At 38.6% G+C, this 22,840-nt stretch carries 24 protein-coding genes; 11 read left to right on the top strand and 13 right to left on the bottom strand.

The annotated features are described in order from the left end of the window. Window positions 1-3: 3 nt before the first annotated feature. A complete protein-coding gene (locus ACWPKD_RS01225) occupies window positions 4-1,935 on the bottom strand; it encodes an LTA synthase family protein (RefSeq protein ID WP_455410855.1) in 1,932 nt (643 codons plus the stop codon). 137 nt (window positions 1,936-2,072) lie between these two features. Here ACWPKD_RS01225 and ACWPKD_RS01220 point away from each other — a divergent pair, with 137 nt between their 5' ends. The 9 genes from ACWPKD_RS01220 to ACWPKD_RS01180 all read left to right on the top strand — a co-directional run bounded on the left by ACWPKD_RS01220 (window position 2,073) and on the right by ACWPKD_RS01180 (window position 12,855). Continuing rightward, window positions 2,073-3,851: an AMP-dependent synthetase/ligase gene (locus ACWPKD_RS01220; RefSeq protein ID WP_455410854.1), complete on the top strand. Its 1,779-nt coding sequence runs from the start codon at window positions 2,073-2,075 to the stop codon at window positions 3,849-3,851. A 114-nt stretch (window positions 3,852-3,965) separates the two neighbouring features. Beyond that, window positions 3,966-4,418, top strand: a complete 453-nt coding sequence (locus ACWPKD_RS01215; protein WP_455410853.1) for a MarR family winged helix-turn-helix transcriptional regulator — start codon at window positions 3,966-3,968, stop codon at window positions 4,416-4,418. A gap of 44 nt (window positions 4,419-4,462) precedes the next feature. Then, window positions 4,463-6,853 (top strand): 3-hydroxyacyl-CoA dehydrogenase NAD-binding domain-containing protein, encoded by a 2,391-nt coding sequence (locus tag ACWPKD_RS01210; RefSeq protein WP_455410852.1) that lies wholly within the window; start codon window positions 4,463-4,465, stop codon window positions 6,851-6,853. A gap of 93 nt (window positions 6,854-6,946) precedes the next feature. Then, window positions 6,947-8,131, top strand: coding sequence for an acetyl-CoA C-acyltransferase (locus ACWPKD_RS01205; RefSeq protein WP_455410851.1), 1,185 nt, complete (start codon window positions 6,947-6,949; stop codon window positions 8,129-8,131). A 29-nt stretch (window positions 8,132-8,160) separates the two neighbouring features. After that, window positions 8,161-8,517 carry a four helix bundle protein gene (locus ACWPKD_RS01200; protein ID WP_455410850.1) on the top strand — a complete coding sequence of 119 codons (357 nt, stop codon included), beginning with the start codon at window positions 8,161-8,163 and terminating at the stop codon, window positions 8,515-8,517. Window positions 8,518-8,555: 38 nt separating this feature from the next. Next, window positions 8,556-10,352: an acyl-CoA dehydrogenase family protein gene (locus ACWPKD_RS01195; protein WP_455410849.1), complete on the top strand. Its 1,797-nt coding sequence runs from the start codon at window positions 8,556-8,558 to the stop codon at window positions 10,350-10,352. Window positions 10,353-10,481: 129 nt separating this feature from the next. Then, on the top strand, window positions 10,482-11,003 hold the full coding sequence (locus tag ACWPKD_RS01190; RefSeq protein ID WP_455410848.1) for a superoxide dismutase family protein: 522 nt from the start codon (window positions 10,482-10,484) through the stop codon (window positions 11,001-11,003). 4 nt (window positions 11,004-11,007) lie between these two features. Further along, entirely contained in the window at window positions 11,008-11,577 is a 570-nt protein-coding gene (locus tag ACWPKD_RS01185) for a YdeI/OmpD-associated family protein (protein WP_455410847.1), read from the top strand. A gap of 72 nt (window positions 11,578-11,649) precedes the next feature. Continuing rightward, entirely contained in the window at window positions 11,650-12,855 is a 1,206-nt protein-coding gene (locus ACWPKD_RS01180) for an LETM1-related biofilm-associated protein (protein ID WP_455410846.1), read from the top strand. 40 nt (window positions 12,856-12,895) lie between these two features. Here the strand turns inward: ACWPKD_RS01180 and can are convergent, their stop codons facing one another. The 5 genes from can to ACWPKD_RS01155 all read right to left on the bottom strand — a co-directional run bounded on the left by can (window position 12,896) and on the right by ACWPKD_RS01155 (window position 16,874). Beyond that, a complete protein-coding gene (gene can / locus ACWPKD_RS01175) occupies window positions 12,896-13,531 on the bottom strand; it encodes a carbonate dehydratase (protein ID WP_455411397.1) in 636 nt (211 codons plus the stop codon). Between the two features lie 33 nt (window positions 13,532-13,564). Further along, window positions 13,565-14,248, bottom strand: coding sequence for a carbonic anhydrase family protein (locus ACWPKD_RS01170; protein ID WP_455410845.1), 684 nt, complete (start codon window positions 14,246-14,248; stop codon window positions 13,565-13,567). 54 nt (window positions 14,249-14,302) lie between these two features. Continuing rightward, window positions 14,303-15,967, bottom strand: a complete 1,665-nt coding sequence (locus ACWPKD_RS01165) for a SulP family inorganic anion transporter (protein WP_455410844.1) — start codon at window positions 15,965-15,967, stop codon at window positions 14,303-14,305. Window positions 15,968-16,042: 75 nt separating this feature from the next. Next, complete coding sequence (locus ACWPKD_RS01160; protein ID WP_455410843.1) at window positions 16,043-16,327, bottom strand: hypothetical protein; 285 nt, start codon at window positions 16,325-16,327, stop codon at window positions 16,043-16,045. Window positions 16,328-16,394: 67 nt separating this feature from the next. Further along, window positions 16,395-16,874 carry a Dps family protein gene (locus ACWPKD_RS01155; protein WP_455410842.1) on the bottom strand — a complete coding sequence of 160 codons (480 nt, stop codon included), beginning with the start codon at window positions 16,872-16,874 and terminating at the stop codon, window positions 16,395-16,397. A gap of 107 nt (window positions 16,875-16,981) precedes the next feature. On the opposite strand from ACWPKD_RS01155, the gene ACWPKD_RS01150 reads away from it, so the two are divergent. Then, window positions 16,982-17,923, top strand: a complete 942-nt coding sequence (locus ACWPKD_RS01150; protein WP_455410841.1) for a hydrogen peroxide-inducible genes activator — start codon at window positions 16,982-16,984, stop codon at window positions 17,921-17,923. A 62-nt stretch (window positions 17,924-17,985) separates the two neighbouring features. Here the strand turns inward: ACWPKD_RS01150 and ACWPKD_RS01145 are convergent, their stop codons facing one another. From ACWPKD_RS01145 to ACWPKD_RS01120, 6 genes are all read right to left on the bottom strand, one after another. Further along, on the bottom strand, window positions 17,986-18,183 hold the full coding sequence (locus tag ACWPKD_RS01145; RefSeq protein WP_455410840.1) for a hypothetical protein: 198 nt from the start codon (window positions 18,181-18,183) through the stop codon (window positions 17,986-17,988). 221 nt (window positions 18,184-18,404) lie between these two features. Continuing rightward, window positions 18,405-18,605 carry a hypothetical protein gene (locus tag ACWPKD_RS01140; protein ID WP_455410839.1) on the bottom strand — a complete coding sequence of 67 codons (201 nt, stop codon included), beginning with the start codon at window positions 18,603-18,605 and terminating at the stop codon, window positions 18,405-18,407. A 214-nt stretch (window positions 18,606-18,819) separates the two neighbouring features. Next, on the bottom strand, window positions 18,820-19,017 hold the full coding sequence (locus ACWPKD_RS01135; RefSeq protein WP_455410838.1) for a hypothetical protein: 198 nt from the start codon (window positions 19,015-19,017) through the stop codon (window positions 18,820-18,822). Between the two features lie 132 nt (window positions 19,018-19,149). Next, complete coding sequence (gene mnmD / locus ACWPKD_RS01130; RefSeq protein ID WP_455410837.1) at window positions 19,150-19,815, bottom strand: tRNA (5-methylaminomethyl-2-thiouridine)(34)-methyltransferase MnmD; 666 nt, start codon at window positions 19,813-19,815, stop codon at window positions 19,150-19,152. Between the two features lie 2 nt (window positions 19,816-19,817). Continuing rightward, window positions 19,818-20,261 carry a hypothetical protein gene (locus ACWPKD_RS01125; RefSeq protein WP_455410836.1) on the bottom strand — a complete coding sequence of 148 codons (444 nt, stop codon included), beginning with the start codon at window positions 20,259-20,261 and terminating at the stop codon, window positions 19,818-19,820. After that, a complete protein-coding gene (locus ACWPKD_RS01120) occupies window positions 20,261-20,761 on the bottom strand; it encodes a DUF4920 domain-containing protein (protein ID WP_455410835.1) in 501 nt (166 codons plus the stop codon). Before ACWPKD_RS01120 ends, ACWPKD_RS01125 begins: the two co-directional genes overlap by 1 nt. A 302-nt stretch (window positions 20,762-21,063) precedes the next feature. On the opposite strand from ACWPKD_RS01120, the gene ACWPKD_RS01115 reads away from it, so the two are divergent. Then, the gene (locus ACWPKD_RS01115; RefSeq protein ID WP_455410834.1) at window positions 21,064-22,131 is read left to right on the top strand and encodes a branched-chain amino acid aminotransferase; all 1,068 of its coding nucleotides are present in this window, start codon (window positions 21,064-21,066) and stop codon (window positions 22,129-22,131) included. A gap of 126 nt (window positions 22,132-22,257) precedes the next feature. Here ACWPKD_RS01115 and ACWPKD_RS01110 read toward each other — a convergent pair whose 3' ends face one another. Next, on the bottom strand, window positions 22,258-22,641 hold the full coding sequence (locus tag ACWPKD_RS01110; protein WP_455410833.1) for a pyrophosphohydrolase domain-containing protein: 384 nt from the start codon (window positions 22,639-22,641) through the stop codon (window positions 22,258-22,260). Window positions 22,642-22,840: the final 199 nt, after the last annotated feature.

The raw sequence follows: 22,840 nt of genomic DNA, 5'->3' as shown, positions 1-22,840 counted from the left end.
AACTTAATTTTTATAATAAAGTTTCTGGTCAATAATTCTTTTCATATAATCCTGAACAAAAGCTTTACAGGCCTCTCCCGCCTGAATCATTTCCTTGTTCTTCTTACCTATCAGATTATTTTCCAGCCCTTTATCGTCTTTATGGTAATAGCCCGTAATTTGTTTCCCGTCAAATGTACAAATATAATTTCCCCTCTGAAACTGGTACTGGTTGGAATTATAATTCATCACATACGGAAGCGTTTGGGTATCGCCTATCAAACTTCTTCCCCAACTTCTGAAAGGTTTATTATACCCCACCATATCTAAAACGGTCGGGTAAATATCAATCTGTTGCGCAAGGTTTTTATTGACACCTTTCATACTGCCGTCCGGTTTGTAAATCAATATCGGAACAGCCTGACGGTTAATCATTTTATCATACTCCGGATAAGCCGTAAGATTACAATGGTCTGCCGTTATGATAAAAATCGTGTTTTTGAACCAAGGCTGTTTCTTAGCTGCTTCAAAGAATTTCTTAAACGCATAATCCGTATAACCAACGCACTGGTGCATTTTAATGGTTCCTTTTGGAAATTTACCTTCAAACTCTTTTGGCACCACATAAGGTTCGTGTGAGGAAACCGTAAAAATAGTTCCGAAAAACGGGCCTTTCTTCTTGTCAAGTTCCTTCTTCATGTACTGCATGAACGGTTCATCCCAAATTCCCCAGGATCCGTCATGATCTGCATCATTATTGTATTCGGTTTTTCCGTAATAATGATCGAATCCTAAAATGTTTCCAAACCCTAAAAATCCCATCGAACCGTTTGGCGCTCCATGGAAAAAGGAAGTATCATACCCCATTTCTTTAAGTGTGGAAACCAAAGACTGTATTTTTTGCTTAGGATATGGCGATGATGTAAAAGCGTCTTTAAACGAAGGAATTCCGGCCAAAACAGACGACATTCCGTGAATGGATTTGCTCCCGTTGGCATAAGCGTTCGGGAAAATCAAACTCTCCTGCGCCAAAGAATCCAGGAAGGGTGTATAACTCACATAATCCTTAATCTTCCCTTTCATATCTTCGTTGAAAGCGCCCCAATATTCACGCCCGTAACTTTCGGTTATGAAAAGAACAATGTTTGGTGTGGATTTTGGGTTATTCTCATACTTTTTGATCGGATGGAAATTGTTTTCAATAACACTCTGATCCACAAGATTGATTTTCTTAAAACTGGTTTTACCAAATGTCCTGATGATGGAAAAAGGCGTATTCAAAACAATGTCAGCATGTTGGGATTTTGTAACATGACGATTCGCATCAATCATATTCAACGGTCTTGTACTCTTTTTAAAATCACCTCGGATACCTCCAACAGCCATGGTCGCAACAACCACAAGCCCTACAACGGAAGATGAAAAATAGGCCAAATGTTTTTTAGGTGCTTCGTGTTCGATTCTTACTCTTTTGTACAGATAAATCCACAAAGCCGCCATCAAAATAAACAAAACATACACATGCCAATAGCTCACCATGAAACGGAAAAACATATTTCCTTTATTGCTCTCGTGTTCCACAATATCCAAAACCGCTACCGTAGTACGGGAATAGATATATTTGTAGTAGATAAAATCAATAAAATTCGTAGCGTATCCTATAAGGTTGCAAATGAAATAAACATAAAACAGGAATTTCTGATACCCTTTTCTCGTATTGTGCCAAAAAGGTAAAACCGAAAAGACAATAAACAACGCATTCAAGTATAAAATTGCCGTGGTATCGAATGCCATTCCGTGGTACTGAAGGGCAAGAAAATCGGTAACGGAATCTACCTTAAGAAGTTTATAATTGTAGGCAAAGAACAAAACTCTTGCTAAAAAGTAAAAGAAATAAGCCAAAAAGAGCCTATAAAACAAGACTTTATATTCTGATGTACGAAAAAATTTATTCATCTTAATTAAATGAAAATCAGTAAAATTAGGTCGCCAAAAATACAAAATATGCTCGCTTTTCTTCTAGTATTATTAAAACTTTAAGCAAATTTTATTATTTTTTTCATAATTTGCAGTTACTAAAAACCAATTTAATTATGACTAACGTTACCCGCCTATTTGATTTCCCTTATTATCAGCTGGAAAAATACAATCTACCGGATGCTCTCGTAACCAAGCAAAACGGTGAATGGGTTAAAACATCCACTAAAGAATATTTAGAAAAAGCAAACGCCATTTCAAGAGGATTGTTACGGATGGGTGTGCAGAAAAACGACAAAATTGCCATAATTTCCTCCAATAACAGAACCGAGTGGAACATAACCGATATTGGTGTGTTACAAACCGGGGCACAAACCGTTCCGATTTACCCTACCATTTCGGCTGAAGATTATGAATACATCCTGAACCACTCCGAATCAAAATACTGTTTTGTATCCGATCAGGAGGTTTTTGATAAAATCAATTCCATCAAAAACAATGTTTCTTCACTATTGGAAGTCTACTCCTATAATGATATTCCGGGTTGCAAAAGCTGGAAAGAAGTATTGGAGACCGGAAAAGACGAAAGCAATCAGAACGAGGTGGAAGAACGAAAAAACAGTATCACCACCACTGATTTAGCGACAATCATTTATACTTCAGGAACAACCGGAAGACCTAAAGGCGTTATGTTAACCCACCAGAATATTGTTTCCAACGTATTACTGAGTGCCCCAAGGGTTCCTTTACGTGAAGGCGACACCAGAGGATTAAGCTTCTTGCCTATTTGCCACATCTTTGAAAGAATGATCCTGTACCTATACCAATATTACGGCATCTCCATCTACTTTGCGGAAAGCATCGAAAAAATGAGCGACAACTTAAAAGAAGTAAAACCTCATGTAATGACAGCGGTTCCGCGTTTGTTGGAAAAAGTATACGATAAAATCTATGCTAAAGGAAGCGACTTAACCGGAATCAAAAAGAAACTGTTTTTCTGGGCAATCGACTTGGGCTTAAAATACGAACCGTATGGAGCCAATGGCTGGTGGTATGAATTCCAGCTGAAAATTGCCCGCAAACTGATTTTCTCCAAATGGCAGGAAGGACTTGGCGGACAGCTGGAACTTATGGTGTCCGGAAGTGCCGCGTTACAACCTCGTCTGACAAGAGTTTTTGCAGCAGCAGGAATACCTATTATGGAAGGTTATGGTTTAACTGAAACTTCACCGGTAATTTCCGTAAACGAAGTAAAGAACAAAGGTTTCAAAGTAGGAACTGTTGGTAGAGTATTAGACGGTGTTGAAGTAAAAATCGCTGAAGATGGCGAAATCCTTTGCAAAGGACCTAACGTTATGATCGGTTACTATAAAGATCAGGAAAAAACCGATGAAGCATTACAAAACGGCTATTTCCATACCGGAGACATCGGAAATATCGACAGCGAAGGCTTTTTAAAAATCACAGACCGTAAAAAAGAAATGTTCAAAACATCCGGCGGTAAATATGTAGCGCCTCAGGTGTTGGAAAATACTTTTAAACAATCCCGCTTTATCGAGCAGATCATGGTTATCGGTGACGGAGAGAAAATGCCGGCAGCTTTTGTTCAGCCAAGTTTTGACTTCGTAAAAGAATGGGCTAAAATTAAAGGAATCAGTATCGGGACAACCGATGCGGAAATTTCTACCAATCCCGAAGTAAAACAACGCATTGAGGAAGAAGTGGAAGAACTGAACAAGAAATTCGGAAACTGGGAGCAGGTTAAGAAAATTGAATTAACCCCGGATATTTGGTCTATTGATGCAGGCCACCTTACTCCTACCATGAAGTTAAAGCGCAAAATCATAAAAGAGAAATATCAATATCTTTATGATAAAATCTACAATAACGCTTAAAAATCAATCAACTCCTCACAAATGAGGAGTTTTTTATTAATTAACCTAAAAATAATTTAAATTTATTATGCATGCATAATAAATATTTTGTATATTTGAATCTATCAAATTTTTATGAAAGACAAAACTATAGACTACGCATTGAGAGCCACCTGGCAAGCAGTTGCCAGAATGTATAACGAAGAGGCTACCAAATATGGCGCAACGATGGCGACAGGATTTGCTTTGTTAAGTATCGATAGAGAAAACGGAACACCTTCCACCGCTATCAGTACGCGAATGGGCATGGAAGCCACCAGTCTGACAAGGACTTTGAAATCCATGGAAGAAAAAGGACTGATCATCAGAAAGAAAAATCCTGTCGACGGACGTGGTGTTTTAATTCATCTGACTAAGTTCGGACAGGAAAAAAGAGAACTATCCAAAGCTACCGTACTGAAATTCAATGAAACGGTAAGGCAGCATATTACGGATGAACAATTAAACCATTTTATGGAAGTTGCCGAAATCATTAACGAACTGATTTTGGAGAAAAACATTTTCGGAAACGAAAATCTTGACAAATAACTGAAACAAACTAAAAAATAGAAAATTTCTTATTACAGAAAAAAATGAAACGACTAATTAAAAAAGTAGCAGTCATCGGTTCTGGAATTATGGGTTCAGGGATTGCCTGCCATTTCGCGAATATCGGTGTTGAAGTTTTACTTCTCGATATTGTACCGCGTGAGCTGACCGAAGCTGAACAGAAAAAAGGTCTTACTCTGGAAAGTAAAGCCGTTCGCAACCGATTGGTAAACGACCATTTAGCCAACGCTTTAAAATCGAAGCCTTCTCCTATTTACGATCAGAAATTCGCCGGCCGCATCACAACGGGAAACACTACCGACGATTTAGAGAAAATCAAAGACTGCGACTGGATTATTGAAGTTGTTGTAGAACGATTAGACATCAAAAAAACTGTTTTCGAACAGATTGAAAAATACAGAAAACCGGGAACACTGATCACTTCCAACACATCCGGTATTCCGATTCACTTTATGAGCGAAGGAAGAAGCGAAGATTTCCAGAAACATTTCTGCGGAACACACTTCTTTAACCCTGCCCGTTACTTAAAATTATTCGAAATCATCCCTGGTCCTCAAACTTCAACAGAAGTCTTGGATTTTTTAAATGAATACGGTGAAAAATTCTTAGGAAAAACTTCGGTTGTTGCCAAAGACACTCCAGCCTTCATCGGAAACCGTATCGGGATTTTCGGGATCATGAGTTTGTTCCATTTGGTAAAAGATATGGGATTGACCATTGAAGAAGTGGACAAATTAACCGGACCTGTAATCGGAAGACCGAAATCGGCTACTTTCCGTACGGTAGACGTGGTTGGTTTGGATACTTTGGTGCATGTGGCCAACGGTTTATACGAAAACTGTCCGGACGACGAAGCCCACGAATTGTACAAACTACCGGATTTTATTAAAAAGATGATGGAAAACAACTGGTTGGGAAGCAAAACCGGTCAGGGTTTCTACAAAAAAGTTGACAAAGACATTTTATCCTTAGATTTAGACACTTTAGAATACAGAGCCGCTAAAAAAGCTTCTTTTGCAACGCTGGAAATGACCAAAACGATTGACAAACCAATCGACCGTTTCAAAGTATTGGTAAAAGGAACCGACAAAGCCGGGGAATTTTACAGAAAGAATTTCTCTGCCATGTTTGCCTTTGTTTCCAATCGTGTTCCTGAAATCACAGACGATTTCTACAAAATTGACGACGCGATGAAAGCCGGTTTCGGTTGGGAAAATGGTCCTTACGAAATCTGGGATGCCATCGGGGTGGAAAAAGGAATCGAGTTAATGAAAGAGGAAGGCCTTGCTCCTGCTGCTTGGGTTAACGATATGATCGCATCTGGTAACACTTCGTTCTATACGGTAAAAGAAGGCGCAACCTATTATTACAACATCAGTTCTAAAACACAGGTTAAAGTACCCGGACAAGATGCGTTCATCATTTTGAACAACATCCGCGAAAGCAAAAAAGTATGGAGTAACAGTGAAGCCATTGTTCAGGATTTAGGTGACGGAATCTTAAACCTAGAATTCCAGTCAAAAATGAATTCCATCGGAGGCGGTGTAATTCAAGGAATCAACAAAGCTATCGAATTAGCCGAAAAAGACTTCCGCGGCTTAGTAATCGGAAATCAGGCCGCGAATTTCTCTGTTGGAGCAAATATAGCCATGATTTTCATGATGGCCGTAGAACAGGAATACGACGAATTGAACCTTGCCATCAAAATGTTCCAGGACACCATGATGAGAGTTCGTTACTCCGGAATCCCCGTAATTGCAGCTCCCCACGGCATGACCTTGGGTGGTGGTTGTGAATTAACGATGCATGCCGACAAAGCCGTTGCCGCAGCTGAAACCTATATCGGTTTAGTGGAATTCGGTGTAGGTGTTATTCCAGGTGGTGGTGGATCTAAAGAAATGGCTTTAAGAGCTTCCGATACTTTCCGTAAAAACGACGTGGAATTAAATGTGCTACAGGAATACTTCTTAACGGTAGGTATGGCGAAAGTAGCGACTTCTGCTTACGAAGCTTACGATATCGGAGTACTTCAGAAAGGAAAAGACATTGTCGTGGTAAACAAAGACCGTCAGATTGCCGAAGCTAAAAAACACGCAATTTTAATGGCCGAAGCCGGTTACACGCAGCCAATTAAACGCAAAGACATCAAAGTTTTAGGAAAACAGGCGTTAGGTATGTTTTTAGTAGGTACCGATCAGATGGTGGCCGGACAATACATTTCAGAACACGATCAGAAAATTGCAAACAAATTAGCCTATGTAATGGCGGGCGGTGATTTATCCGAACCAACATTAGTAAGCGAGCAATACTTATTGGATCTGGAAAGAGAAGCCTTCTTATCCCTTTGTACGGAAAGAAAAACTTTGGAAAGAATTCAGTTCATGTTAACCAAAGGGAAACCGCTTCGCAATTAATATTTTGAATTATAAATGTTGAATTTCAAATGAAGTAAACATCTGAAAAACAACACAAATAATTTAAAATTCAAAATTTAAAAATTTATAACAATGAACAAGACAGCATATATAGTTAAAGCATACAGAACCGCCGTTGGTAAAGCACCAAAGGGAGTGTTCCGTTTTAAAAGACCCGATGAATTGGCCGCCGAAACCATCGAATACATGATGAACGAACTGCCGGACTTCGACAAAACCCGTATCGACGACGTAATGGTAGGAAACGCCATGCCGGAAGCCGAACAAGGTCTAAACGTGGGTCGTTTGATTTCCTTAATGGGATTAAAAATTAACGATGTCCCAGGGGTTACCGTAAACCGTTATTGTGCCTCAGGTATAGAAACCATTGGTATGGCGACGGCTAAAATCCAGTCGGGAATGGCGCATTGTATCATCGCTGGTGGTGCGGAAAGCATGAGTTATATTCCGATGGGTGGTTACAAACCGACTCCGGATTATAAAGCAGCCGCAGCAGGTCATGAAGATTATTATTGGGGAATGGGATTAACTGCGGAAGCCGTAGCCAAACAATTCAACGTTTCCCGTGAGGATCAAGATGAGTTTGCTTTCAATTCCCACATGAAAGCCTTGAAAGCTTTATCAGAAGGAAAATTCGACAAACAAATCGTTCCGATTACTGTGGAACAGACATTCATCAACGAAAATGGTAAAAAAGAAACAAAATCCTATACCGTAACCAAAGACGAAGGACCAAGAGCCGATACCAACAAAGAAGCCTTAGGAAAACTGAAACCGGTTTTCGCAGCAGATGGTTCGGTAACAGCCGGTAACTCTTCCCAAATGAGTGATGGTGCAGCTTTCGTATTGGTAATGTCTGAAGAAATGGTAAAAGAATTAAACCTTGAGCCAATCGCACGTTTAGTAAACTTTGCTTCTTCAGGTGTTGAGCCGAGAATCATGGGAATCGGACCCGTAAAAGCTATTCCAAAAGCAGTACAACAGGCTGGTCTGCAAATCAAAGACATCGAATTGATCGAATTGAATGAAGCCTTCGCCGCACAATCGTTAGCCGTAATCCGTGAATTAGATCTTAACCCGGAGATCATCAACGTAAACGGTGGAGCAATCGCTTTAGGCCACCCACTGGGATGTACAGGAGCGAAACTATCCGTTCAGCTGTTCGACGAAATGAAACGCCGCGGTAACAAATACGGAATGGTAACCATGTGTGTTGGAACCGGACAAGGTACTGCTGGAATATATGAATTATTATAAATGATGAATTTTAAATTTTAAATGGATTGATGAAGAACGATAATCTTATTGCAAATAAAACATTTGAATTTGCATTAACCATTATTCATTTATCTGTTCAGCTAAAAAAGGAAAATGAATTCATTATTTCAAAACAGTTAATGAGATGTGGGACAAGTATTGGGGCAAATGTCGAAGAAGCAATTGCTGCTCAATCAAAAAAGGATTTCATCAGTAAAATGTCCATTGCTTCAAAAGAAGCAAGAGAATCGAAGTATTGGTTAAGATTGTTGGACAAATCTGAAATCACAAAAATTTCAGTTGAAAAGCACCTTATTGAAATTGAGCATATCATAAATATTATTACCAAGATCATTAAAACATCTCAGGAAAGCATTTCAAAATAATTTAAAATTTATAATTCAAAATTTAAAATAATACGACAATGAACGATATCACAAGAGGAGGTCAATTCCTTGTAAAAGAAACAAAATGTGAGAACATCTTCACACCGGAAGATTTCAACGAAGAGCAAATCATGATGCGTGATTCTGTTAAAGAATTCGTAGACAAAGAATTATGGGCTAATAAAGACAAATTCGAGAAAAAAGATTATGCTTACACCGAAGAATGTATGCGTAAAGCCGGAGAACTTGGTTTCTTAGGTGTTGCCGTACCGGAAGAATACGGCGGTTTAGGAATGGGCTTCATCAATACAATGCTTACCTGTGATTACATTTCAGGAGCAACCGGTTCATTCTCAACAGCTTTCGGAGCACATACCGGAATTGGTACCATGCCGATTACGCTATACGGAACGGAAGAGCAAAAGAAAAAATACGTTCCTTTATTAGCATCAGGGGAATGGTTCGGTTCGTACTGTTTGACTGAGCCGGGTGCCGGTTCCGATGCCAATTCAGGAAAAACCAAAGCAGAACTTTCCGCTGACGGTAAATCATACAAAATCAACGGACAGAAAATGTGGATTTCCAATGCAGGTTTCTGTCACTTAATGATTGTTTTCGCCAGAATAGAAGACGATAAAAACATCACCGGTTTCATAGTAGAATATGATGCCGCGAATCCAAACGGAATCACACTTGGTGAAGAAGAACATAAATTAGGTATCCGCGCCTCTTCTACCCGTCAGGTTTTCTTCAATGACACGATTGTCCCGGCAGAAAACATGCTGGCCGGACGTGGCGAAGGTTTCAAAATCGCGATGAATGCCTTAAACGTTGGTCGTATCAAATTAGCAGCCGCTTGTTTGGACGCCCAAAGAAGAACGATTTCTGCTTCTGTTAAATATGCAAACGAAAGAATGCAGTTCAACACCCCGATTGCCAACTTCGGCGCTATCCGTTCCAAATTAGCGGAAATGGCGGCTTCAGCTTATGCAGGTGAAAGTGCGACTTACCGTGCCGGTGGAAGTGTTGAGGAAAGAATCAATTCGCGTGTTGCGGAAGGAAACTCACATCAGGAAGCCGAACTGAAAGGCGTTGAAGAATTCGCTATCGAATGTTCCATCTTAAAAGTAGCGGTTTCAGAAGACATCCAAAACTGTACTGACGAAGGTATCCAAATCTTCGGAGGTATGGGATTCTCTGAAGACACTCCGATGGAATCTGCATGGAGAGATGCCCGTATCGCCCGTATTTACGAAGGTACGAACGAAATCAACCGTATGCTTTCCGTAGGGATGCTGATCAAAAAAGCGATGAAAGGCCACGTGGATTTATTAGGCCCTGCCATGAAAGTAGGAGAAGAATTAATGGGAATCCCGTCATTCGATGTGCCTGATTATTCAGAATTATTCGCAGAAGAGAAAGAGTTAATCGGAAAACTGAAAAAAGCTTTCTTAATGGTAGCCGGTTCTGCTGTACAGAAATATGGTCCGGATTTAGAGCAACACCAGCAAATGCTAATGGCCGCTGCCGATATGTTAATCGAAATTTACATGGCGGAATCTGCCATTTTAAGAACGGAAAAATTAGCCAAAGCTAAAGGTGAAGCTAATGTAAAAGAACAAATCGCAATGGCGCAATTGTACTTATATCACGCTGTAGACACCATCACTCAAAAAGGAAAAGAAGGAATCGCTTCTTTCGCTGAAGGTGATGAACAACGCATGATGTTAATGGGATTACGTCGTTTTACAAAATACACAAATATGCCTAATGTAGTGGCTTTGCGTGAAACCATCGCTGCCAAATTAGTTGCTGAAAACGCTTATTGCTTTTAACCGATTGCAATAAATTTTGGTTTAGTTTGTTTAAAAACCGCTCAGGTAGTCAATACCGAGCGGTTTTTTAATGCATTTTTAACAATCCAATCGTCTAAATTTTCTGTAAATTTGAAAGAAAAAGTAATCATGAAAAAAACCATCATAGCAACATTGGCTGTAATTGCACTTACTGGCTGTAAAACCAAAACAGAAAGCAATCCGAACGAATTGAAAATCGCTCTTGAAGCCAAGAGTGGCACCAAAACGGCCGGAACCGTTGTCTTTTCTGAAAAAGGCGGAAAAGTTACTTTTACAGCGAATATCTCGGGTTTAACCCCGGGAGTACATGCCATCCACATTCATGAGAAAGCAGATTGTTCGGCTGCGGATGCCTCTTCTGCAGGCGGTCACTGGAACCCGACCTTCAAAAAACACGGCAAATGGGGACAAGGGGAATACCATAAAGGCGATATCGGCAATTTTACTGCAGATGCTAACGGAAACGGAAAAATATCGTTAACTACAGACGAATGGTGTGTCGGTTGTGGCGATCAGACAAAAGACGTTTTAGGCAAAGCAATCATTGTTCATCAAGGTCAGGACGATTTCACTACCCAACCTACCGGAAATGCAGGTGGCCGTGTGGCTTGTACTGCTATCATCAAATAAATTAATGAAAGAAAAAGAGCTTCATTATTTCAAAAATGCTGAAGAATGGCGCGCTTGGCTGCATGAAAACCACAATGTTTCCAAAGGCGTCGATCTTATTTTTTACAAAGTCGGGAGCACCATGGAAAGCATGCGTTGGGAAGATGCCGTTCAGGTAGCACTTTGCTATGGCTGGATCGATTCTACTGTAAAAAGGCTAGATGACGAACGCCGGAAACAAATGTTCACCCCAAGAAAAGACAAAAGCGTTTGGAGCAAACTCAACAAATCGTATATCGAAAAACTCATTGCCGGCAACCTGATGCACGAAAGCGGTCTGAAAAAAATCGAAATCGCCAAACAGAACGGTTCGTGGACTTCCCTAGATCATGTGGAGGACCTTGTAATTCCTGATGATTTGCAACAGGTTTTTAACCAAAATAAAAAGGCAATGGAGAATTACACCAATTTCAGTTTCAGCTATCGCAAGAGTTATTTATATTGGTTGAATCAGGCCAAACGAGAAGAAACCCGAAAAGCGAGAATCGAAGAAATTGTAAAACTTTGTGAAGCCAATAAGAAATCAAGGCAATAATTACCGAAAACTTAATGCTAAACTTGTTTTGGATACCTAAAATACAATAGCTTTGCCGAATATTTCAGCGTAATGATTAACCCTTCAACAAACGGATGGATTGACAAGTTTTTTGCAGAGCAACAACCTCTGCCCTTGCCTGTTGTAATCTATTCGAAGGAATTTTACCTGAACGTACGAAACACCGGTTTCATCTACGGGCATACCGTCGATTTTGATACTGAAAAACCAATCCTCACCAAAGGCTGGACCACTCAGGAAATAACCAAGGTCGCTTTACTTAATACCCTTTATGGTGTTTTTGGGTTGATCACCCACGACGGGACGCCAAAAGATTTCATCGAAAAAGCCAACGGTTTTTACAAACAGATGAACCCGGAAGGCTTTACACTGTTAAAGAAAATGTTGCCGGAAGCCTCTGCCAGTCATCGTTTGGAAGAAATGATTGACGAACGTGTACAGACCAATGATAACATCATCAGCAAGAACTTTTCGCATATTCTTACCAATGCGTTGTTGTTCATGGATGTACTGGCTTTCAGACAATACCTTTTGCACAAGGATATTCCCGTGAATTATCTGAAAAAACTAGAGGAAAACATCATCAGTATCGTTTCGCTGGCTTTAAAAACGAAAAACATTAAATCCCATTACGACGATTTGCTTATCAAACTTTTCGAATCGTCAGTCCGGTACACTAAGTTTTCTAAAATCAATGTTGAAAACCTTGAAATGCTGGAACTTGAATATTTTGCTTCCAACTTAGAGAAAAACTATCTGCTGGATATGGCTGGAATGGCGATTTGGAGTGACAATGTTCTGGAACAAAAAGAAAGTGATTTTCTGTACAAACTGTCTGATTTACTTGAAATTGACCGAGGTTATGCCATACAGAGCATTGAATCGATAGACGATTTCATCCACAAATACAAAAAGGAAATTCCGTATTTCAAATATTCGAACCCGGTAAAACATTTTTACGATCAAACTACGCAGAATGTCCACATTTTGCTTTCCAGAAACAAAAATCGTCTGGTAAAAGAAATAACGGAAAGTGGTGAACTGATGAGACTTCTCGCCTATTCCACCAAAAGGGATTTGACAGACAAAGAGAAGAAACGAATGAAAAAACAAATATTGGACATCTGTAAAACAATACCGTCTTTGACAATATTCCTGTTGCCTGGCGGCGGATTGCTTTTACCGATTCTGATAAAATTCATCCCGCAGCTTTTGCCTTCTGCGTTTAATGAAAATTTAGATCTTGATAACGAATAAAAAAATCCGTCTCGTTGCTAAAACGGGACGGTTTTTCTATTTAAAACTTCAATTGATAAACTTCGTCTAACTGATCGTTGGAATCTATGTTTACGTTCAGATCGGTTACATAACCGGAATTTAATCCGTAAACCCAACCGTGAAGGCATAGTTCCTGCCCGTTTCTCCAGGCGTTCTGTACGATGGAGGTTTTGGCTAAATCATAAACCTGCTCTTTCACGTTCAATTCCACAAACTTGTTGAATCTTTCGTTTTCATCCATAATCGAATCTAAATATTGTTTATGGAATCTGTAGACATCCTTAATGTGACGGATCCAATTGTCGATAATTCCGATAGAATCATTTCCCATGGCCGCTTTTACACCACCACAACCATAATGACCGCACACAATGATGTGCTTGATTTTCAAAGCATTAACAGCATAATCCAATACACTCAACATATTCATGTCGCTGTGCACCACCATGTTGGCAATGTTTCGGTGTACGAATACTTCTCCCGGTGATGCCCCGATAATTTCGTTCGCAGGCACGCGGCTGTCCGAACATCCGATCCATAAAAGCGGCGGCTGTTGGCCTTTTGCCAGGTCTTTGAAATAATCCTTATCAATGGTTAGCTTCTCTTCTACCCATTTCTTATTGTTGTCTAAAATCTTTTTATAAAAATCGCTCATCATATCGTATTAAGATTACAAAAGTAATTAAAACTATTTTACCAGTTCTTTTAAACTTAACTGAGGATTTTGCTCGTCTCTGATAAATTCAGTTTCGTGATAAAATTCCACGGTTCCGGTTTCGATGTTGTACATAGCGCCAATGATTCCTATTTCGCCGTTTTCAATCATTTGCTCCAAGATGTAACTTCTCTGGATAATTGATTTTACGGTGCGTTTCACATTGATTTCGGCTACATTTTCTACAAATTGACCGTTTTTTGAACTTCTGTCGCCTGTGGTTTGCTGCTCTTCGTAAACGGCAGGCTGTAATTTTGACAACAATTCCGTCAGATTGCCCATTTCTACATGGTCGCAGGCACCTTTAACCGCACCACATTTTGAATGCCCTAATACCACAATCAGCTTGGAACCAGCTACTTTACAGGCAAACTCCATACTTCCTAAAATATCGGTATTGGCTACATTTCCGGCAATACGAATGGAAAAGACATCGCCCAATCCCTGATCAAAAATCAATTCGGCAGATGTGCGACTGTCAATACAACTCAAAATGGTTGCGAAAGGCCATTGCCCGTCGCGGGTATCATTCACCTGTTCTAACAAATCGCGGTGCAATTTCAGATTGTTAACAAAGCGGTTATTCCCTTCCTTTAAAAGTTCTAAGGCTTTTCTTGGACTAATTTGTGATTGTAATTCTTTATTTAAAGTTCTCATGATAGTTGTATTTTATTCGTTCTAAAACGTTTATTATTTCTTCTTTTTAAATTCTTAGTTGGTCGTCAATTCATCGATTGCTTCCTTATGCGAGGATATTGAACTTTTCCGGTATTTAATTAAAGCATCATGCTCCATAAACACGTGACTGCTCTCATACACATTATTATCAAGCTCATACGCATCTTTAAAACCTATTAAAGTCAGATCGATATTCTTCTCCGGGGCGTTTATCTGCTTGAATTCCTTGATTAAATCGATAACATCGTGTGCAATATAAACCGTATCGGAAGCATTGATAACCACTTTCGAATTTTCAGGCAAATTACTCAATGTCAACTTAATAGCCGCTTTGTTTAAAAATGAAACCTCCTGTGCTAAATCGATGTGGATAATGTCGCCGTCTTCATATTCCTCTTTGCGAAAATAGTAAGCTCTTTTCAAATTACCTCTCAACACAAAGAAAATACTGATGATCATCCCCAAAATAACGCCTCTCAGCAAATCAAGGAAAACCACCGCTAAAAGCGTAGCCATAAACGGAACAAACTGATATTTCCCTTTATGCCAGAAATGCATAATCGTTACGGGTTTTGCCAGTTTATACCCAACCAGCAACAAAACTGCCGCAAGTGTTGCCAAAGGAATTTTATTAAGCACGACAGGAATAGTAAGCACGCACAGCAATAAAAAAGCACCATGAATCATCGTAGACAGCTTGCTTTGCGCCCCGGCATTCACATTGGCAGAAGTCCTTACCACCACAGAAGTCATCGGTAAACCGCCTAATAGCGAACTAATAATGTTTCCGATTCCCTGGGCGCGTAATTCGTTATTGGTGTCTGAAAATCGTTTGTGCGGATCCAGGCGGTCAGCTGCTTCAATACACAGCAAGGTTTCGATGGATGCCACTACAGCAATAATTGCCGCAACACCCCATACTTTTGAATTCATAATAGCTGTAAAATCCGGTAAGACTATAATGTTTTTAAAATCTTCCACAGATGAAGGAACCGGTAAAGAAACCAAATGTTCCTTGGCAACAGCCAATGAGCTTCCGTTAGCGGTGAAAATTTCGTTCAGAATCACACCGGTTATAACCACAACCAATGCCCCCGGAACTAATTTCAATTTCTTTAAAAACGGAATTTTATCCCAAGCAATTAGAATGGCTAACGATACCGCCGCCACAAATAATGAACCTATCTGCATTTCTGCCGGTATCTCCATAATTTCAGTTATGGTATTTCTGCCGTCTTTTTGAATGAAGGTAAAATCTCCAAAATGGTCTTTATCCAAACCAAAAATATGAGGGATTTGCTTTAAGATGATAATAACTCCGATACCGGCCAACATCCCTTCGATCACATTCGTTGGGAAATAATTTGAGATACTTCCGGCTTTAAGAAACCCAAGTATCAACTGAATCAATCCTGCCAATAATACGGCTGTTAAAAAAATATCGAAGGCTCCGAAATCCGTAATTGCCGTTATCACTATGGCAGTCAAACCAGCTGCCGGCCCGGAAACACTTACATGGGACTTACTTAAATAACCCACAACCAAACCTCCTACTACACCTGCAATAATTCCGGAAAACAAAGGTGCTCCGGATGCCATGGCAATACCCAAACAAAGCGGTAAAGCCACAAGAAAAACCACCAAACCTGAAGCAAAATCAGATTTAAGGTGACCAAAAATATTTGTCTTTTTTGTCATAATTCCGATAAAATATAATACAATAAATGCGCTGGAAATCAAGGATGTCCAACTCAAAAAAATCATTCTAATGTATTATACAAACTCGGGCGGAGGGGAAAAAATCTCTTCAGAAACATTATCGTGCTTCTGCTCGTTTTCAGTAGTGATTTGGGATCTTTTTTCGGTAAAACATACACTTGGAAGCTGTAGTATATCGCCAATACTCACAGGGATTTCCTTTACTTCTTTGTGTATTTCTTCTTCCGAAAAAGTGTAAACAACAGATGTATCAGCATCACTCTCCAAAATACCCACCACGGTAGGTGTTGCCAGGAAAGCAAAAAACAGGAACAATACTATGTTTACCAAAATTTTCATGTGGCGAATTTATAAAAAATAGCCGAAGCTAAAACCTAATTATGATTATTTTAATATTCCGGAAGGATTAAATTTTCTCATCAAGCCATGCCTTCATCATCCAGATCGTCTTTTCCTGTTCGGATATAAAATCACTCATCATCGAATTGGTTCCTTCATCTTCAATATCTCCTGACTGCTTTAAAATTACTCTTTCGATTTTTAATAATTCGGTCAGTGAAGTGGTTACCAACTGAATCGCTTCTTCATCATTGGAAATATCCTTCCCTACCTTGATCTTCTTATTTTTGATGTAATCTTCAAAGGTATGCAAAGGTGTTCCTCCTAGAGTAAGGATTCGTTCGGCGACCAAATCGATTTTTAACTGGCTGTCGTTATAAAGTTCTTCAAATTTCAAATGCAGATCAAAGAAACGTTTTCCGCGGATATTCCAATGTAAGCCTCTGAGGTTCTGATAATAAACCTGAAAATTAGCTAGTAAAATATTCAGTTCCGCAACTAATATTTTTGTTTCTTTAACGGGTAATCCTAAACTGTTCGTTTTCATTCTGATAGTGTTTAATAGTTAATCTTTTACAAAATTATTCAATTTTTAAAGCCTGAAGTATAAATATAATCGATTGATTTTATATTTTTATCAAAAAATTCTATCCGATGACCATTACACAATTATATTACGTTTTAGCCGTAGCGGAACATAAGAACTTTACTTTGGCAGCCGAAAAATGTTTCGTAACTCAGCCAACGTTGAGTATGCAGATTCAAAAACTGGAAGAAGAGCTTGATGTCCTGATATTTGACAGAAGTAAAAAACCGATTCAACTGACGGAAATCGGTCAGAAGATTGTTTCCCAGGCGCGTAACATCGTTAACGAATCCGATCGGATTAAGGATATAGTCGATCAGCAAAAAGGTTATTTTGGAGGTGATTTCAAAATTGGTATTATCCCGACGATCATGCCAACATTATTGCCGATGTTTCTGAATAATTTCATCAAGAAATACCCGAAAATCAATCTGATTATTGAGGAAATGACAACGGAAGAAATCATCAAACGCCTGAAAAACGGTCAGTTGGATGCCGCAATCGCCGCTACTCCGCTTGAGGAAGAATCCATTAAAGAAATTGTTTTGTATTACGAACCATTTGTGGGTTATTTCCCTGAAAATCATTCTAATTACAATAAAGCTGAAATTGAAGTCGAAGATTTGGATTTAGAAAATGTATTGCTTTTGCAAGACGGCCATTGTTTTAGAGACGGTATTTTAAATTTGTGTAAGAATGCTAATCAGCACAAAGGAAATCATTTTCAGATTGAAAGCGGAAGTTTCGAAACCCTGGTTAAATTAGCCGATGAAGGCTTAGGATTCACACTGCTGCCTTATCTGCACACACTTGATTTAAGCGAAAAAGACAAATTAAAACTAAGACACTTCAAAGAGCCAAGACCTGCAAGGGAAGTAAGTTTGATTTTCCCGAAAAACGAATTGAAAATGCACATCACCGACGCTTTGAGATCAACTATTTCAGGTGTGGTTAAAGGCGCTATTGCTTTTCACAACGTGGAAATTATCAGTCCTTTACCAAAAAAATAAAGGAACCTTTTGGGAGGCTCCTTCTTCAATTAAGTTAAGTTTTAGATAGGGTAAAGTTCAGTTCATTCGCTGATAAGTTTTAAGCAAGGTTTAAGTTCGGGTTTTTCGTTGGTATAAAATAACAGCCAATTTCTAAGTTGCTCGATTTCGTAGGGCAATAAACTTTTTATTGCTTTCTTTAATTCTTTCATAAAAAGTACTGGGTCAAAACTCACACTCTCTAATACCGATTTGGTATAATCATAAATCATTCGAGGCATAACCGTTAAGTTTTAGTTAATAATTCAAGAACGTTTGTTAAAATTATAGAAAAAAATATCTCCTTCCAAAAAAAAAGACAAAAAAATATCGTTTAAACGCAAAAAATATCGTTAAAAGGTAAAAATCTTACATAATTTAACTTAAAAGCTTACATTTTAAATAATTGTACAGAATAACAAAAAAAGGAGCCTAAGGCTCCTTTTTTTGTTATTTTTTTAAGTTAGTCGTTATGTACAAGTAGTAAACAATTTTGCAATTCCGGTTTTTCGGAAGTATAGAACTTTAACCAGTTGATTAATCTTTCAAGTTCGTAAGGCAGTAGACTTTTTAGGGCCTTCTTCAATTCTTTAGCAAAAAGGAAAGGATCGAAACTCACTTTTTCAAGTACAGATTTGGTGTAATCATAAATCATTCGCGGCATAAGTCATTGATTATTAGTATTTTATCACTGTAAGAACATGATGTAAAATTATGCAAAATGATTTTTACCACCAAGAAAAAAAGCAAAAAATTGCCGTTTAAATGCAAAAAATATCGTCAAAGTACACAAATAATTTAAAATTGATGTTAATTTCTTACAGATAAAGCACTTGCCTATTCAGTTTGGCGCAAAAAAAAGGAGTTAAAAACTCCTTTTATTGATTTACGTAAACTAAACATTGTCTTAGTTCCGGTTTTTCCTTGGTAAAATTTATAAGCCACTCGGTAAGTTGCTCTAATTCATACGGTAACAATATTTTTACTGCTTTTTCCAATTCTTTACAAAACAAAATCGGATCGAAACTTACTCTCTCTAAAATAGATTTTGTGTAAGTATACATTGCTCTTGGCATAATTGTTTAAAATTTGGTTTAATTAGGGTAAGAACGCTTAGTAAATATATAAAATAATTTTACATTTTACTTATTATCAATTGAAAAATTATTAACATTAAAAAAATATCACATAATTTTAACATTTATAGTTTATTTCTGTTTTTTTGCCCGAAGCATTTCTCTTTTACCCGGAGGTCCAGGTAATTTTTCAACGGAAAAGCCAGCCTCGATCATCGCTTTTTTGATGGAACTCCTGCAGGCATAGGTAACCAGCACCCCTCCGTCTTTTAACGCTTCAAACATTTTTCTGAAAATCGCAACCGACCAAAGCTCTGGCTGGTACTGAAATCCGAACGCATCAAAGTAAATCAAATTAAAGCAGCTTTTATCTTCAATTTCGTTAAAGTATTGTTGCCTTTTTGTTAAACTGAAATGCTCCGAAACAGCAGTCTTTACGCCCCATTCCGAAGTATGCATTCTTTTAAAATCGCTATCGTACTGAGTAGCATTCAGTTGCGGAACATAATTGAGTTTTTCCACTTCTTCCGGAAGAATCGGATAGGCTTCAACCCCAACATAATCGATATGCTGTTTCAACTGATTGGCTTCAAGAAAAGTGATAAAGGCATTCAAACCCGTACCGAATCCGATTTCCAAAACAGCAACGGACTGCTCCTGAAAAAGTGACAGTCCGTTTTGTATGAATACGTGCTTGGCTTCCTGAATGGCTCCGTGCCTGGAATGGTAGGTTTCCCCCCACTCTTCCATCAGCAACGAAGACGATCCGTCTGCCGTTTCAATGATTTTTCTTTTCAATCTTATTCGATATAAAGTTTTTTAATCCTAGGGATTGGCCCGCCACATTTCACTTCGTGGCATTTGATACAGGCATCCACTCCATTATTAAAATGTTCTTTGGCATTCTTAGGATCACTATAAATCAACTCCTGCGCTTTGATGAATTTGGCAGCCTGCTCTTTGAAGAAAGCATCGTTTTCCTGCTTATCGGTCATTACAGCGCTGTGGATTTTCATAAAATGCGAGGGAAGCTTCCCAATAGTGTCTCCTGCCTTGATACGGTCTTTCAAACGTTGATTGTCTACATACATCTGTTCCATCAAAACTGCCATTTCAGACATCTCATACATTTCAAACTGCTTTTCTTCTTTAGCAGTATCCTTGCTTTCAGAAACGGCTTCTTCCTTTTTCACACAGGAAAAAACAAGTAGCGACGCAACAACTAATAGTAAGATTCTTTTCATTATTTACTGATTAAAACACCGTCTGCCATGAACGAATAGGTTACTTTAGGCTGGGTGATACTGTCAATAGCTGCCTGTGATTTTCCGGCATCTTTCGCATAATGCTTTTGCTCGTCAACTGTTTCAACACTAACAAATGCTTTTCCGCTAACAACCGCTTCCTGATTGCCGGCATTCATCGGAACGAAGAAAGCATAATCCTTAAATTTAACAAAAGCTTCCTGCTCTTCACCCAAATCCATTGTCATCCAGCAGCCTTTTTTCTGGCATACGCCGTTGATTTTAGACTTGAATTTTACCTGAAGCGTATCTTCTTCTTTCAATCCTTTGAACTTTGCCATCATTTGAGCGTTGGTAAGGGCTTCGGCATCCGTAATACTGTCTCCGAAAACGGCATAGTCCATTTTTTGTGCTACTGCCTCAGCTTTAGGCTCTTCCTGTTTTTTAGTGCAACTGAAAAGGGCAACTGCAAACCCTATTGATAGTACAATTCTTTTCATAGTAATCCTGTTTAACTTTTTTAATTGGTTTTCAAAGAAACAAATTTAATTTAAATGAAAAATCTACTTTAAGCTTTTTTTAATTCGTATAAGAAAATCTAACAAAATGGCAGCTTTTATTGAGAATTCAAAAACAAATTAATAGTTCCGTAAGCAATTATGTTATTTTTTTAGCCCCTTTAAAATAGGTAGGATTTTTTATTAGATTTGCATCGACACAACTGGTTCGTTATCCTGCTTTAAAACATTGTTTTAAATTGATAATCAACATGTTATTGTTGCAGTACTTTAATTTTAATTAAATGGAATTAACAACAATGAGTAACATTAAAATTGTTACGGCTAAAGAAAGTAAAATCAATACTGTTGATTTTGAAAACGTAACTTTCGGAAACATCTTTACAGACCACATGTTGGTGTGTGATTACAACGACGGCGTTTGGGAACAACCCATAATCATGCCTTACGAACCTTTTACCATGGACCCATCTTCAAGAGTCTTCCACTACGGACAGGCAATTTTTGAAGGAATGAAAGCCTACAAAGACACCAACGACGATGTTTGGTTGTTCCGTCCGGATCAGAATTTTGACCGTTTTAACAAATCGGCAGTTCGTTTAGCCATGCCGGAAGTTCCGGAAGAGGTTTTCTTAGGAGGTCTTCACAAATTACTTGAAATCGAAAAAGACTGGGTGAAAAAAGGAAAAGGTAACACCTTATATATACGTCCTTTTATGATTGCTACCGGACACGGAGTAATCGCATCACCATCAAATCAATATCGTTTCTGTGTTATTCTTTCTCCTGCTAGAGCTTATTACTCAGGTGAAGTGAAAGTGGTAATCGCAGATCATTACAGCCGTGCCGCTAATGGTGGTATCGGGGCAGCTAAAGCGGCAGGAAATTATTCAGCACAATTCTATCCTACGAAATTGGCTAACGAAAAAGGGTTCCAGCAAATCATCTGGACCGACGATGCTACGCATACTAAATTAGAAGAAGCGGGCACCATGAACGTTTTCTTCAGAATTAACGATACGCTTTATACTGCACCAACCAGCGAAAGAATTTTGGACGGTGTAACCCGTAAGAGTATTATCGAATTAGCGAAACACATCGGAATTAATGTGGATGTACGTCCTGTTTTAGTTTCCGAAATTGTGGAAGCCGCTAAAAATGGTAGCTTAAAAGAGATTTTCGGAGCCGGAACCGCAGCAGTGGTTAACCCAATCGCAGGATTCTCGTATCAGGATGAATATTATGAATTACCGAAAGTCGAGAATTCATTTGCAGCCGATATCAAAGAAAAACTAACGAATATCCAATACAAACTGGCGGACGACACGTTCGGTTGGACGGTGAAGGTTTAGTTTTCAGTCGCAGTCACAGTTTTCAGACTTAAATAATTAAAAAACTCCTAAATTTCTTTAGGAGTTTTTTGTATCTGTCAACTGAGACTGTAAACTGCGACTGTCAACTGCGACTGTAAACTGAGACTATCCTAAAATTGTTTCAAAATTCGGTTTAAAGTAATTCGGCCCTTTCATCACTTTTCCGTCTTCACGGTAAATCGGTTTTCCATCTTCTCCTAATTTGCTCATATTGCTGCGTTGGATTTCATCGAAAACTTCTTCGATTTTATGTTGCAAACCGTGTTCTAAGATCGTTCCGCATAAAATATACAGCATATCGCCTAATGCATCGGCAATTTCAACGATATCATTATTCTGAACGGCTTCCAGATATTCTTCATTTTCTTCCTTCATCAGGTTAAAACGCAAGGTGTTTTTCTGTTCTCCCAAGTCTCCTTTTGGAGAAAAATTAACGCCTAAACCAAACGCCTGGTGGAATTCTTTTACTGAGTTGATTTGTTTCTGCATAATCCAAAATTTTGTGAGGAAATTAAATAAAAAGACTTTTCAATAAACTATTTTTGCAGAAACTTTCAAACTATGTTTTCAACAGGTCAGCTTGCCTTTGCGCTTTTTTTTGTAATCGCCTTTGTTTCCGTCATGATTTACGTCTACCGAAAAGATCTGGCGCTTCATAAAATACACTATAAAGGAAGCCTTTGGATTC

Source organism: Flavobacterium pedocola (assembly GCF_053764385.1).
The sequence above is the reverse complement of the archived record's forward strand: the minus strand, read 5'-3'. Positions and strand labels throughout refer to the sequence as shown.